The organism is Mesorhizobium sp. M5C.F.Ca.IN.020.29.1.1, from assembly GCF_003997375.1.
GTDB lineage: Bacteria > Pseudomonadota > Alphaproteobacteria > Rhizobiales > Rhizobiaceae > Mesorhizobium > Mesorhizobium wenxiniae.
Map to the genome: position 1 here is coordinate 1 of NZ_RZSW01000132.1, position 12,558 is coordinate 12,558.

The following is a 12,558-nucleotide window of genomic DNA, read 5'->3' on the forward strand; positions in this document are numbered from 1 at the left end:
GGGGTACGGCGCCGGCCCCCACCCCGCTCCGCTTCGCGGATCGACCCTCCCCACAAGGGGGAGGGTAAAAAACTCAATCCGAAACCGGCGTGTTCTCGTCGACATCGACGCGGAAATTGCCGTCGAGGATTTCGGCCTTTTTCTTCTCGACCAGCTCCTTGACGTCGGCGGGCAACGTCTTGTCGAATTTGTGGTACGGCGCCAGAAAGGAGCCGCCCTTAGCCATGCGCGAGAAATCACCGTAATCCTGGGCGGTGAAGACGCCGGCCTTGACCAGTTTGATCGCGTGCTCGACCGTCGGATACATGTCCCACACCGGGCCGGTAATCACCGTGTCCGGGCCGAGGTTGGACTGGTCGGACATGTTGGAGATGGCGAGGATCTTTCTCTCGACCGCCGCTTCGATGACGCCGAAACGTTCGGCATAGATCACGTCGACACCGGCGTCGATCTGGGCGATAGCCGCTTCCTTGGCCTTTGGCGGGTCGAAGAAAGAGCCGATGAAAGCGACCTTCCGCTTGATGTTAGGATTGACCTCCCGGGCGCCGGCAAAGAAGGCATTGACGAGCCGGTTCACTTCCGGAATGCCCATCGCCGCAACGGCGCCGATCGTGCCTGATTTCGACATCTTTCCGGCGATCAGGCCGGAGAGATAAGCCGGCTCGTGGATCCAATTGTCGAAGACTGCGAAATTCGGCTCGGCCGGCCCGGCGCCGGAGCCGAACAGGAAGGCAACCTTCGGGAACTGCTTGGCGGTCCGGCGGGATTCCCGTTCGGCGGCGAAGGCGTCGCCCATTACCAGCTCATAGCCGCCTTGCGCATATTCGCGCATGACACGGCTGAAATCCGCCGTCTGAACCTTCTCCGACCATTTGTACTCGATGCCGAGTTCCTTCTCGGCCCTCTGCAGGGCGACATGGATCTGGTGGACCCATGGCTCCTCGGTCGGCGTGGCGAAGATCGCCGCCACCTTCAGCTTCTTGTCCTGAGCTAAGGCCAGACCCGGCAGCATGGTTGCTGCCAGGCCGAGCGCGCCCAGTTCCAGAACGCTGCGTCGCGAAAGCCCTTTGCATTTCGACTGGACTTTGCTCTTCCCGTTTTCCATCGCATGCCCCTCTGATTGGCGCCGTGCCGAGCCGGCTGTTTCTTTGAAGTGTCAGCTGGGGAACTATGGAACGGAGCCTCACCTTTGTCCACATGGTCAAATTTTTCGGGGGAGCAGCAGCTGCCGGCCGCCGTGGCATACCGCGGCCGGCGCTCGATCTTGTTTTACTGCCGTTCCAGCGCCACGGCGATGCCTTGGCCAACGCCGATGCACATGGTGGCGAGCCCATAGCGGCCGCCGCGCTCCCTGAGCTCCAGCGCCGCAGTGCCTGATATGCGCGCACCCGACATGCCGAGAGGATGGCCGAGTGCGATGGCGCCGCCATTCGGGTTGACGTGCTCCGCGTCCTCGGCAATGCCGAGCTGGCGGAGCACGGCGATGGCTTGGGAGGCAAAGGCTTCGTTGAGCTCGATGACGTCGAGATCTGCCGGCTTCAGCCCGATCCGGGCACACAGCTTCTGTGTCGCCGGCACGGGGCCGATGCCCATGATGCGCGGCACCACGCCGGCGACCGCACCTCCGAGGATGCGGGCGATCGGCGTCAGCCCATATTTCTTCACGGCAGCTTCCGAAGCGACGATCAGCGCCGCGGCACCATCGTTGACACCCGACGCATTGCCGGCCGTGACCGTGCCGCCTTGCCGGAACGGCGTCGGGAGTTTCGCCAGCGTCTCGATCGTCGTACCCCCGCGTGGATGCTCATCCTTCGAGACGACCGCGTCGCCCTTGCGCTGCGGGATCGTTACGGGAGTGATCTCCTTCGCCAGCCGGCCATTGGCCTGCGCGGCCACCGCCTTGTCCTGGCTGCGCACGGCAAACGCATCCTGGTCCGCGCGGGAGACGGCGAACTCTTCCGCGACATTCTCGCCGGTCTCCGGCATCGAATCGATGCCGTACTGCTCCTGCATCAGCGGGTTGACGAAACGCCAACCGATGGTGGTGTCGTGAATCTCGGCATTGCGGGAGAAGGCCGTCTCCGCCTTGGGCATGACGAAAGGGGCACGGCTCATCGATTCGACGCCGCCTGATATCATCAGTTCCGCCTCGCCCGCCTTGATAGCGCGTGCGGCGATGATGATGGCATCCATGCCCGAACCGCAGAGGCGATTGACGGTCGAGCCGGAAACCTCCTTGGGCAGCCCGGCCAGCAGCAGTGCCATGCGCGCGACATTGCGGTTGTCCTCGCCGGCCTGGTTGGCGCAGCCATAGACGACGTCATCGATCGCGGCCCAATCGATGCCGGGGTTGCGCCCGACCAATGCTCTCAGGGGGATCGCGCCAAGGTCGTCGGTGCGGATCGAAGACAATGACCCACCAAAGCGTCCGATCGGCGTGCGAATGTAGTCGCAGATATAGGCCTCGGCCATCTAACAGCTCTCTTTTGCGTTTCCCTGCTACGGCCCCGCTCGCTTGCGCTCAATGCTTGATGCGGTCGCGCATGGCGTACCAGAGCATGCCGAGCACATAAAGCGGACCGCGCAGGGCGGTGCCGCCGGGAAATGGCAACGGCCTCAGCGTCGAAAACAGATCAAGCCGCGAATTATCGCCCGTGATTGCCTCAGCAAGCAGCTTTCCCGACAGTGTCGACAGGATCACGCCCTTGCCGGAATAGCCATGCGCAAAATAGACCTCGCCATAGTGGCCGACATCCGGCAGGCGCGATGTCGTCACGGAGACGAGGCCGCCCCAGGCATGGTCGATGCGGCGGCCGCGCAATTGCGGAAAGGTCTTTTCCATATGCGGCCGCACGAAGCCGGCAATGTCGGCGGGCGGCGACGGCGTGTAGCGCTCGCCGCCGCCGAACAGCAGGCGTCCGTCCGCCGACAGCCGGTAGTAGTTGACCACGAAGCGGGTGTCGGAAACGGCGACATTGCTTGGGATGACGTCGCTCGGGTCGTCCAGCGGCTCGGTGGCGACGATGTAGTTGCCGACCGGCATGATGCGGCTGTTGACGCGCGGCTCGAGCCCCTGGAGCAGGGCGTCGCCGGCCAGCACGACATGCCTGGCCCGGACCGAGCCCTTGGCCGTCGCAACCCTGATGGCAGGTTCCCGCTCCACCCGCAGCGCCACCGATTTCTCATGGATGCTGACGCCCGCCGCTGCCGCGGCGCGGGCAAGACCCAGCGTGTAGTTCAGCGGATGCATATGGCCGCCGAGCTTCTCGTACATCGCGCCGTGATAGGGCGTGTTCACCATTCCACGCGCCTGCGCCGCCGACAGCATCTCGACGTCATGAAAATTCATCACGCTGGCAAGGCACTCAGCCTCTTCTTCGAGGTCGCGCAGGTCGGAGCTGTTGACCGCACCGGCGAGGTGGCCGGTCAGCCGGAGGTCGCAATCGATGGCGTGGCGCTCGATCAGGTCGAGCACCAGTCCGCGCGCCTCGAAGGCGAGATCGAACAGCGCCCGCGCCCGTTCGGGCCCATACAGCTTGACCAGACCCTTGGCGCCCTTGCGCAGCCCGGGGATTATCTGGCCGCCATTGCGCCCGGACGCCCCCCAGCCGATCTTGCCGCCTTCGAGGAGCACCACCTTCAGCCCGCGCTCGGCCGCATGAAGGGCTGCGGACAGGCCGGTGCAGCCGCCGCCGACCACCACCAGATCGGCGTCGATGTCGCCCTGCAGCGCCGAATGCTCCGGAGCCGGATTGGCCGTCGCGACATAGTAGGATTTGCCGATATCCAGGCCGGAGTTGAGGCTCATCATCATACCTTGAGCAGCAGGTGGTCGCGTTCCCAGCTGGTGACGACGCTCTGGAACAGGTCAAGCTCGACACTCTTGACGCGCAGATAGGTCTGGAAGAAATCCTCGCCGAGCAACTCCCGAACCGGACTGCACGCAGCGAAACGGTCGAGCGCCTCCTCCATGGTTTTCGGCAGCGTGCTCTTGCTGCGATAGGCATTGCCCGATGCCTCTGGCGAGCGCGAGAGCTTTTTTTCGACGCCGAGATAGCCGCAGAGCAGCGAGCCGGCCATCGCCAGATAGGGATTGGAATCGGCGCCGGGCAGCCGGTTTTCCACCCGCCGCGCGGCGCGCCCGCCGGCCGGCACGCGCAGGCCGCAGGAGCGGTTGTCGTGCGACCACTCGATGTTGGCCGGGGCGCTGTGGTTCGGCCGGATGCGGCGGAACGAATTCACGTTCGGCGCAAACAGCGGCATCACCTCGGGAAGGTATTTCTGCAGGCCGCCGACGAAATGCCCGAACATTTCGGTGTCGGCATCGTCGCGCCCGGCAAACAGCGTATTCCCGGCCTCGTCGACGACCGACATATGGAGATGCATGGAGCTGCCGGCCTGTGTGGCGATCGGCTTGGCCATGAAGGTCGCGTGCATGCCGAATTCCTGTGCGGCCTGGCGCGTCATCCTCTTGAACAGCAGCACCTTGTCGGCCAGCGGCAGCGCGTCGCCATGCAGGAAATTGATCTCGAGCTGCGCCGTGCCCGATTCATGGATCAGCGTGTCGAGCGGCAGCCCGGCCGCCGCGGCATATTCGTAGAGGCGCCGGATCACCGGCTCGAATTCCTCCAACGCCGCCATGTCATAAGGATGCTGCACTGTTTCGGAACGGCCATTGCGCCCGACCGGTGCGCTCAACGGCCGATCAGGATCGGGATTAGGCGCGGTCAGGTAGAATTCGAGTTCCGGCGCCACCACCGCCCGCCATCCCCGCTGGCGGTAGAGATCGAGCACGGCCCTCAAGACGTGGCGCGGAGAGGCCATCCACGGCCGGTCGTCCATGTGAAACGCATCGGCAAAGACATAGGCTTTCCCTGCTCCGGCACCGGGTGCCAGGCAGAGCGTCGCAACGTCCGGCACCATCCGCATGTCGGGATCCTGATAGCCGAAGCCCTCGTCGTTGGAACCGGAATAGCGGCCGTCGATGCAGACCAGGAAGGCGCTGCTCGGCAGGTAGAGCGCGCGATCTTCGAGCGACTTCAGGAACTTGGCCGTCGGCAAGGTCTTGCCGCGCAGCACGCCGTTCACATCCGGCACCAGGCACTCGACTTCCCTGATCCCCTGCTGCTCCAGCCACCCCTTCGGATCGTCCGTCGGGGTCATTTGCGGTGCATCCGTTGTCGTGGTGTTGAGCATCAGGTCACGTCCTTATGAGGGCGAGAATGGCTTCGGCGGCGATTTCGGTTCCCGGCGCCCGTGCCATGGTGACCGCATTCTCCTTGAGGCGAAAGCGCATCCCGCTGTCGGCCATTAGGCCAAGGATGGCGTTTTCCAGTTCATCGTCGCTCCAGCCGTCGCGGCTGATGTGGCGGCCAACGCCGGTTTCCTCAGCGCGTCGCGCATTGTCATGCCCGTCCCAGCAATAGGGCATGATCAGCGACGGCACGCCGAAACGCAGCGCTTCGCAAAAGCTGTTGTTGCCGCCGTGATGGATGAAGAGATCGGATTTCGCGACGACCGACGGCTGCGGAAACCAGGCGTCGAGATAGACATTGTCGGGAACCGCGCGATAGGTGTCGCGCAGACCGCCGACATTGACGATGAACCGAGCCGGAAGCCGGTCGAACACCGCAAGCATGCGCTCGATCAGGCCGACATCCATGGCGCCCAGGCTGCCGAAGCTGAGATAGACCAGCGGCCCGTCATTGCGCGGAAAGACCGGCACATCGAACGGCCCTTCCGAACGGACGCAGCCTTCGAGATAGACGAAGCGGGCCGGGTCGAGCGGCTCGGCCCGCTGCCTGCGCACGATCGTTGGGGTCAGCAGCAAATTGAGATCTGGCGAAGCTTCGAGAAAAAGGCCCTTCGGCAAGGGCGCAAGACCGGCGTCGATCCGAAGCCGGTTGAAGCGGTCATGCGCCGGAGCGACCGCTGCCAGATAGCGCGCCTCGAAGGCCGCGCGGCTTGGGTCGTCGGCGGCGAGACCGGACAGATAGGGTGGTACATCGGCGTCGGGAAGCTCGGTCTCGGCGCAGGAGACGACGCGCACCCATGGGCAGCTGGCGGCGGCCAGCGCCGGAAACATGATGACATTGTCGAGCACCCCGGCATCCGGCTTCAGCCGGGCCAGCAATTGGCGCAGCGGCCCCTCGGCATTGACCGCGGTATCGACGATCGCTTCCCAGGTCGGGGCGACGTAGGTTTCGAGCTGATCGATCGGGCTCAGCCTGAAATGCGGCAGATGCCGGCGCACGAAAGCTTGCCAGTAGCTCTGGCGTTCGCTGTCGGTCAGCGGCTCGTGGGTCGGCAACTGGTATTCCTGAAAACCATAGTCGGCGAACACACCGGAAAAGCCGGCGTGACAGATGAACACCGGCCGGGCTCCACGGGCGCGCAAGGCTTGCGCGATACCGACGCAATTGAGCGCGGCGCCGAAGCTCGCTTCGGGAAACAGCGCGATGGTCGGGCTGGCTTTGCGCGTCACTACGGTCCTCGTGAGTCCGGCCGGCTGATCATGCCGAACAATGCGGGGGCCCCGCGACTGGCCGCCTGCGGCCGCTGGCTGCGGGAGAGCCGCAGGTGGACGCGAAGCAGATCGGCTGCAACCTCATACTGCCGGCTTTCCAATTGGTCGAGTATGGTCAGGTGCTCGCGCAGCGATTGCTTCAGCCGGAAGACGTTGACGCCGGCATAGGTTCCCGGAAGCCGGCGCAGCCTGAGATGGTCGGACAGCGCGTCGGTGACGAACCGGTTGGCGGCGCCGTCGGCGATCATTCCGTGAAAATCGATGTCCAGCCGCTGGAACTCTCTGATATCGAATGCGGCATCGGGCAGCGCCAGCAGCGCTTCCATGCCCTGGCGCAAGGCTGCCGCGCGCGTCCCGTCCAGCCGAAAGCCGGGCGCCAGAATGGCGGCGGGTTCCAGCAGCAGGCGGAACTCATAGCTTTCCCCTTGTGCCTCCGGATCGTCAGGCACCCGCCTGAACAGCCAGGCCTGCCCCGGTGCACGGTCCAGAAGATTTTCCTCCGTCAGTTTCTTTAGCGATTTTAGTACCGTCTTTCGTTCGGCACCATAGCGCCGCATCAGCGCGCCGATGGTCACCGTTTGATCCAGCCGGCGCGCCGACCGATCGCGCAGGATCATCTCCGCGAGCTCGTCTTCCTCGGCGCTCGGCAGGTCGGCTGAAACGGTCGCCTGGTTGGTGAGGTCGACGGCCAGCCGATAGCCCGATTCAGCCTCCCAGCGCACGACACCCCTTTCGGTGAGCAGGCGCAAAGCGGCGCGCACCGGGGTTCGAGATACGTTGCACAGCGAGGCGATCTGCTGTTCCGGGAAATGAGCGCCGGCCTCGAAGCCGCGCTGCCGGGCCACATCGAGAATGCGCTGAGCGAGATCGAGATGGTTGGTGCGCGGTCGTCGGGCGGCGGCTTGCATGGCGATTTCTCACGAACGGCTTGACCGCTACGGCCTGACCGAGCGCGCTTATAGCGCGTTCGGCGATTTCGCAGCGACGTGCCAAATTATGGATTGACGTACTTTTTTCTGCAATAGTACTGTGAGGTCAAACGGCAACAAAAAGACCGGGGAACAGGATCGAAGCGGCGGCATGGGTCGCAAGCGCTGGTCCGACGATTGATTGAATTCGACGATCAACCAGAATGGGAGTCTGTAATGACCGCCTCAACCCGCCTGCGCCATCCGTTAAAGATATCTTCGGTCGCGCTTGGTCTCGCCCTGGCGCTGTCGGCGCCGGCGGCCGCTGCCGACCTCGTCATTTCCAACTGGGACGGCTACATGGCGCCGGATGCCATGGCCGCCTTCAAGGCCGCAACCGGCGTTTCCGGCGAAGTCGTGGTTCACGCCACCAATGAGGAGATCATGGGCAAGCTCGTGGCTTCGGGCGGCAAGGGCTATGACGTGGTCTTCGTCTCCTCGCCCTTTGCCGAAGTGCTGAACAAGCTCGGCCTGATAGAGGCGATCGACCACGCGAAGATCCCCAACCTTGCAAATCTCTATCCCGAGGCGACGAAGCTGCCGCACGATGCCGGCAACAATTTCTCCGTGCCTTACACTTGGGGCACCACCGGCCTCTGCTACCGCTCGGATCTGGTCAAGACCGAGCCGGCCAGCTGGAACGATCTTCTCGCCCCCTCCGACGACCTCACGGGCAAGACCACTATGCTGGCGACCGACCGCTGGCTGCTCGCCGCGGGCCAACTCGCCAAGGGCTATTCGGTCAACGAGACCGATCCGGCCAAGCTCGCCGAGGTCAAGGACCTGCTGATCTCGGCCAAGAAGACCTTGCTCGCCTATGACGACACCACCTTCTACTCGAAGCTGGTCTCCGGCGAGGCGTTGTTGGTGCAGGCATGGGACGGCTGGTGCAATTACGGCATCGCCGAGAAGCCTGAGATCAAATACGTCATCCCCAAAGAGGGCTCGGATCTGTGGGTCGACACGATGGTGGTGATGAAGGCTTCGGCCAACAAGGACGCCGCCTTCCAGTTCATCAACTTCATGCTGGACGCCAAGAACCACGCCTGGGCGGCGCAGAACATCGACTACAAGGTGCCGAACAAGCCGGCTATGGAAAGTCTGCCTGCGGATTTCCTCGCCAAGTTCCCCAATATGAGCATGCCGGTGGCCGAGCTGGTCAAGTTCGAGCAGTTGCGCGACGTCGGCGACGCCCAGCGCGACTATTCGAAGATCGTCAGCGAGATCAAGGCCGCGCAGTAACCAGTATCAAGCTCAGAGATCGCGGTCGACGGCGGGCCTCCGCCGCCGGCCGCTGAGTGCGGTATCGCAATCGTGTCCCAAACCAGATTTCGCTCCTCCTTGCTGATGGCGCCGGCGCTGGCCTGGCTCATCGCCTTGATGGTGGTGCCATGCGCTCTGGTGCTGGCGCTCGCCTTCTTCCGGCGCGGCATCTATGGCGGCATTGAATACACCTTCACGCTGGAGAATTTCGGGCTGGTGTTCGACCCGCTCTATGCCGGCATCTTCCTCAATTCGGCACGCATCGCCGGCACGGCAACGCTGATCGCGGTGGTGATCGGCTATGCCGCCGCCTATGCGATCGCGGCGGCACCACGCCGGTGGCAGCCGGTATTCCTGTTCTTCGCCGTCCTGCCTTTCTGGTCCAACTACCTGATCCGCACCTACGCCTGGATCGTGCTGCTCAACCGCGAGGGCCTGATCACGCAGCTCTTGCGCTGGCTTGGCTACACCGGCGAGCCGCCGTCGATGCTCTACAGCGAAGGCGCCGTCATCGCCGGTCTGGTTTACAATTATCTGCCCTTCGTCATCCTGGCCTGCTACGCGCCGCTGTCGCGGCTCAATCCGGAGCTCGCCGAGGCCTCACGCGACCTCGGCGCTTCGGCGGCGACCACATTTCGCCGGGTCATCCTGCCGTTGACGGTGCCGGGCATCGCCGCCGGGGCGGTGTTCGTCTTCGTGCTGTCGATCGGCAATTTCGTCACGCCGGCGCTGCTCGGCGGCGGCCGCTTCCAGATGATCGGCAATCTTGTCTACGACCAGTTCCTGACCGCCAATGACTGGCCCTTCGGCGCCGCACTTGCCATGGCGCTGATCGCCATAATGCTGCTAGTGCTGACGGCGCAGGCCCTGGCTGCGGATCGCGCCGCAGGCCGTGCCGCCGAGGCGAAAGGAGGCGCCGATGGCTGAGCGCTCCCCCGCCACGCGGCGCACGCTCTGGCTTGTGCTTTCGCTGGTCTTTGCCTTTCTCTACATCCCGATCGCGGTGCTGGTGGCGCTGTCTTTCAACCAAGGCGGGCTGCCGACCGTCTGGTCGGGCTTTTCACTGAAATGGTATGCCTCGTTGGTCGGAAACGCCGCGATCCTTTCCGCTGCCCTCAACACGCTGATCGTGGCGCTCGTCTCGACGGCAATCGCCACCTTGCTCGGCACGCTGCTGGCGTTCGGTGTCGAAATACGCCGGCAATATGGGAGCGGCCTCGAGGCGCTGATCTTTGCGCCGATGATCATTCCCGACATCGTGCTGGCGATCGCGCTGCTCAGCTTCTTCTCTTTGCTCGATTTCACCCTGGGCCTGCACACCATCATCCTCGCCCATGTCGTCTTCAACCTCGCCTTCGTCTGTTCGGTGGTGCGCGCGCGGCTGAAGAGCTTCGACTGGTCGATCGTCGAGGCCTCCGCCGATCTCGGCGCCTCCGCGCTCACCACCTTCAGGCGGGTGACATTGCCGGTCATCCTGCCGGCGGTCGTCGCCGGTGCGCTGCTCGCCTTCACGCTTTCCGTCGACGAGTTCATCATCGCCTTCTTCACATCAGGCGCCGGCCGCGCCTCGACCACGCTGCCGATGCAGATCTATTCGATGATCCGCTTCGGCATCACCCCAGAGATAAACGCATTGGCGACCATCGTCATGGCGGTCAGCATCACCGCGCTAACCCTGTCGCAGCGGCTCAACCGCGGGGTGATCGGCCAATGAGCGAACCCCGCACGCTGCTGGCGATCGACAAGGTGTCGAAGAATTTCGGCCGGGTGACCGCCGTCGACCGCATTTCGCTCGACATCCGTGAGAACGAGTTCTTCGCCCTGCTCGGGCCGTCGGGCTGCGGCAAGACCACGCTGCTGCGCATGTTGGCCGGCTTCGAGACGCCCAATGACGGGCGCATCCTGCTCGACGGGCACGACATCGCCAGGACGCCGCCCAACAAGCGGCCGGTCAATCTGATGTTCCAGTCTTATGCGCTGTTTCCGCATATGAGCGTCAGGGCCAACGTCTCCTACGGCCTCGAAATGGAACGCTTGCCGGCAAAGATAATCCGCTCCCGCGTCGACGCCATCCTGGCGACGACCGAGCTCATTCCTTTCGCCGACCGCAAGCCGGAGCAACTGTCGGGCGGGCAGAAGCAGCGCGTCGCGCTTGCCCGGGCGTTGGTTAAGCGGCCGCGGCTGCTGCTGCTCGACGAGCCGCTCGGCGCGCTCGACAAGAAATTGCGCGGCGCCATGCAGCTGGAGCTGAAGCGCCTGCAGCACGAGGTCGGCATCACCTTCGTCATCGTCACCCATGACCAGGAGGAATCGCTTGTCATGGCCGACCGCATGGCGGTGCTGAGAGACGGCAAGCTGCTGCAATGCGACACCCCGCATGCGGTCTACGAGCATCCCGCCGACCGTTTCGTCGCCGACTTCATCGGCCTGATGAATTTCGTGCCGGGCAAGGCCACCGCCGACGGGGTGAAGGCAGCGGACGGCACACGGATCGTCGGAACGGTTCCCTCGCCTCTGGCTTCCGGCGCAGCGGCGGTCGCTTCAGTGCGGCCCGAGCGAATCCGGCTTTTCCCGTCGCCAGAGACAGCTAACCGGATCGCCGGCACGGTCGAGGCGCTCGCCTATCACGGGCTCGACCTGCAGCTGCATGTCCGCACCGCTCTGTCGCCAAAGCCGTTCCTGGTGCGCGTCACCGCCGACGCCGCCGACCGGCGCCCGGTCTCGTCGGGCGATGCGGTCGAACTCGGCTGGGATGCCGCCGACGTCAGAATTTTCGCAGATTGATTGGAAGGAGAAGCTTGATGGCTCAGAAGACGATCGCGTTTTTTCCGGAAGCAGCCTACGGCCCGGCGCTCAATTCGGTCGGCATCGCCCAGGCGGTCGAGGCGCACGGCCACAGAGCGGTGTTCCTGTCGGACCCTGGTTTCCTCGATGTCTACAAGGGCTACGGCTTCGAAGCTCATCCGGTGAACCTGTCCGAGCCGATGCCGCCCGAGCAGATGGCAAAGTTCTGGGAAGACTTCATCAACGGCCACATCCCGAACTTCCGCAAGTCGCCCTACCACCAGGTCGACAACTACGTGAAGGATTGCTGGACGGCGATTGTTGACAGCGCCAAATGGGCCGAGAAGGACCTGCCTGGTGTACTTGCGACGATCAAGCCGGATGTTATCTGCGTCGACAACGTCGTCCTGTTCCCGGCGATCAAGCAGTATGGCAAGCCGTGGGTGCGCGTCATCTCCTGCTCGGAAAACGAAATCGAGGACGAGGATATCCCGCCGCATCTGTCCGGCTGCGGTGAGAATGACCACGCCTGCCATCGGCGCTACCGCGATCATTTCAACGCGGTCATCAAGCCGATCCATGACGACTTCAACGCGTTCCTAAAGGCGAACAACGAGGCGCCGTATCCGATCGGCCAGTTTTTCGAGGCCTCGCCCTATCTCAACTTGCTGCTCTATCCCGAGGCGGCAAAGTTCAAGCGCCGCCATCCGCTCGACCCGGCAAAATTTCAGTATCTGGAAGGCTGCGTGCGGCAGGAGAAGCCCTACACCGTGCCGACCTTCGCGAAAAACAATGACGGGCCGCTGCTCTATGTTTCCTTCGGCAGCCTTGGCGCCGGCGATGTCGATCTGCTGAAGCGCATCATCGCGACGTTGGGCAAGACGCGCTACCGGGCGCTGGTCAATGTCGGGGGATACAAGGACCAGTACGCGCAAGTGCCCGAAAACGTCATCGTCGAGAGCTGGTTTCCGCAGCCCTCGGTCATCCCGCAGGTCGATGCGGTGATCCACCATGGTG

11 protein-coding genes are annotated in these 12,558 nt (G+C 63.9%); 5 read left to right on the forward strand and 6 right to left on the reverse strand.

What is annotated here, in order from left to right; all coding sequences use genetic code 11:
- Window positions 1-73: 73 nt before the first annotated feature.
- From EOA85_RS13285 to EOA85_RS13310, 6 genes are all read right to left on the reverse strand, one after another.
- Entirely contained in the window at window positions 74-1,105 is a 1,032-nt protein-coding gene (locus EOA85_RS13285; protein WP_127209731.1) for a BMP family protein, read from the reverse strand.
- Window positions 1,106-1,269: 164 nt separating this feature from the next.
- Entirely contained in the window at window positions 1,270-2,472 is a 1,203-nt protein-coding gene (gene pcaF, locus EOA85_RS13290; RefSeq protein WP_127209732.1) for a 3-oxoadipyl-CoA thiolase, read from the reverse strand.
- Window positions 2,473-2,521: 49 nt separating this feature from the next.
- Window positions 2,522-3,814, reverse strand: coding sequence for an FAD-binding oxidoreductase (locus EOA85_RS13295; RefSeq protein WP_127209733.1), 1,293 nt, complete (start codon window positions 3,812-3,814; stop codon window positions 2,522-2,524).
- Entirely contained in the window at window positions 3,811-5,163 is a 1,353-nt protein-coding gene (locus EOA85_RS13300; protein WP_127209734.1) for a glutamine synthetase family protein, read from the reverse strand. Before EOA85_RS13300 ends, EOA85_RS13295 begins: the two co-directional genes overlap by 4 nt.
- 37 nt (window positions 5,164-5,200) lie before the next feature.
- The gene (locus EOA85_RS13305; RefSeq protein WP_127209735.1) at window positions 5,201-6,484 is read right to left on the reverse strand and encodes a glycosyltransferase; all 1,284 of its coding nucleotides are present in this window, start codon (window positions 6,482-6,484) and stop codon (window positions 5,201-5,203) included.
- Window positions 6,484-7,434: a GntR family transcriptional regulator gene (locus EOA85_RS13310; protein WP_127209736.1), complete on the reverse strand. Its 951-nt coding sequence runs from the start codon at window positions 7,432-7,434 to the stop codon at window positions 6,484-6,486. Before EOA85_RS13310 ends, EOA85_RS13305 begins: the two co-directional genes overlap by 1 nt.
- A gap of 237 nt (window positions 7,435-7,671) precedes the next feature.
- Here EOA85_RS13310 and EOA85_RS13315 point away from each other — a divergent pair, with 237 nt between their 5' ends.
- The 5 genes from EOA85_RS13315 to EOA85_RS13335 form a co-directional block, all read left to right on the forward strand.
- The gene (locus EOA85_RS13315) at window positions 7,672-8,736 is read left to right on the forward strand and encodes a spermidine/putrescine ABC transporter substrate-binding protein (protein WP_127209737.1); all 1,065 of its coding nucleotides are present in this window, start codon (window positions 7,672-7,674) and stop codon (window positions 8,734-8,736) included.
- 105 nt (window positions 8,737-8,841) lie between these two features.
- On the forward strand, window positions 8,842-9,684 hold the full coding sequence (locus EOA85_RS13320; protein WP_127209741.1) for an ABC transporter permease: 843 nt from the start codon (window positions 8,842-8,844) through the stop codon (window positions 9,682-9,684).
- Window positions 9,677-10,471 carry an ABC transporter permease gene (locus EOA85_RS13325; protein WP_127209738.1) on the forward strand — a complete coding sequence of 265 codons (795 nt, stop codon included), beginning with the start codon at window positions 9,677-9,679 and terminating at the stop codon, window positions 10,469-10,471. Before EOA85_RS13320 ends, EOA85_RS13325 begins: the two co-directional genes overlap by 8 nt.
- Window positions 10,468-11,541: an ABC transporter ATP-binding protein gene (locus EOA85_RS13330; protein ID WP_127209739.1), complete on the forward strand. Its 1,074-nt coding sequence runs from the start codon at window positions 10,468-10,470 to the stop codon at window positions 11,539-11,541. The genes EOA85_RS13325 and EOA85_RS13330 overlap by 4 nt, the downstream gene beginning before the upstream one ends.
- Window positions 11,542-11,558: 17 nt before the next feature.
- Window positions 11,559-12,558, forward strand: a 1,000-nt coding sequence (locus EOA85_RS13335; RefSeq protein WP_127209740.1) for a glycosyltransferase, incomplete at its 3' end; no start/stop codon positions are given.

Excerpts from the sequence above, each read along its gene's own strand:
- EOA85_RS13320 (WP_127209741.1), top strand. The coding sequence starts at position 8,842 with ATGGCGCCGGCGCTGGCCTGGCTCATCGCCTTGATGGTGGTGCCATGC.
- EOA85_RS13285 (WP_127209731.1), bottom strand. The coding sequence starts at position 1,105 with ATGGAAAACGGGAAGAGCAAAGTCCAGTCGAAATGCAAAGGGCTTTCG.
- pcaF (WP_127209732.1), bottom strand. The coding sequence starts at position 2,472 with ATGGCCGAGGCCTATATCTGCGACTACATTCGCACGCCGATCGGACGC.
- EOA85_RS13310 (WP_127209736.1), bottom strand. The coding sequence starts at position 7,434 with ATGCAAGCCGCCGCCCGACGACCGCGCACCAACCATCTCGATCTCGCT.
- EOA85_RS13325 (WP_127209738.1), top strand. The coding sequence starts at position 9,677 with ATGGCTGAGCGCTCCCCCGCCACGCGGCGCACGCTCTGGCTTGTGCTT.
- EOA85_RS13330 (WP_127209739.1), top strand. The coding sequence starts at position 10,468 with ATGAGCGAACCCCGCACGCTGCTGGCGATCGACAAGGTGTCGAAGAAT.
- EOA85_RS13295 (WP_127209733.1), bottom strand. The coding sequence starts at position 3,814 with ATGATGATGAGCCTCAACTCCGGCCTGGATATCGGCAAATCCTACTAT.
- EOA85_RS13300 (WP_127209734.1), bottom strand. The coding sequence starts at position 5,163 with ATGACCCCGACGGACGATCCGAAGGGGTGGCTGGAGCAGCAGGGGATC.
- EOA85_RS13315 (WP_127209737.1), top strand. The coding sequence starts at position 7,672 with ATGACCGCCTCAACCCGCCTGCGCCATCCGTTAAAGATATCTTCGGTC.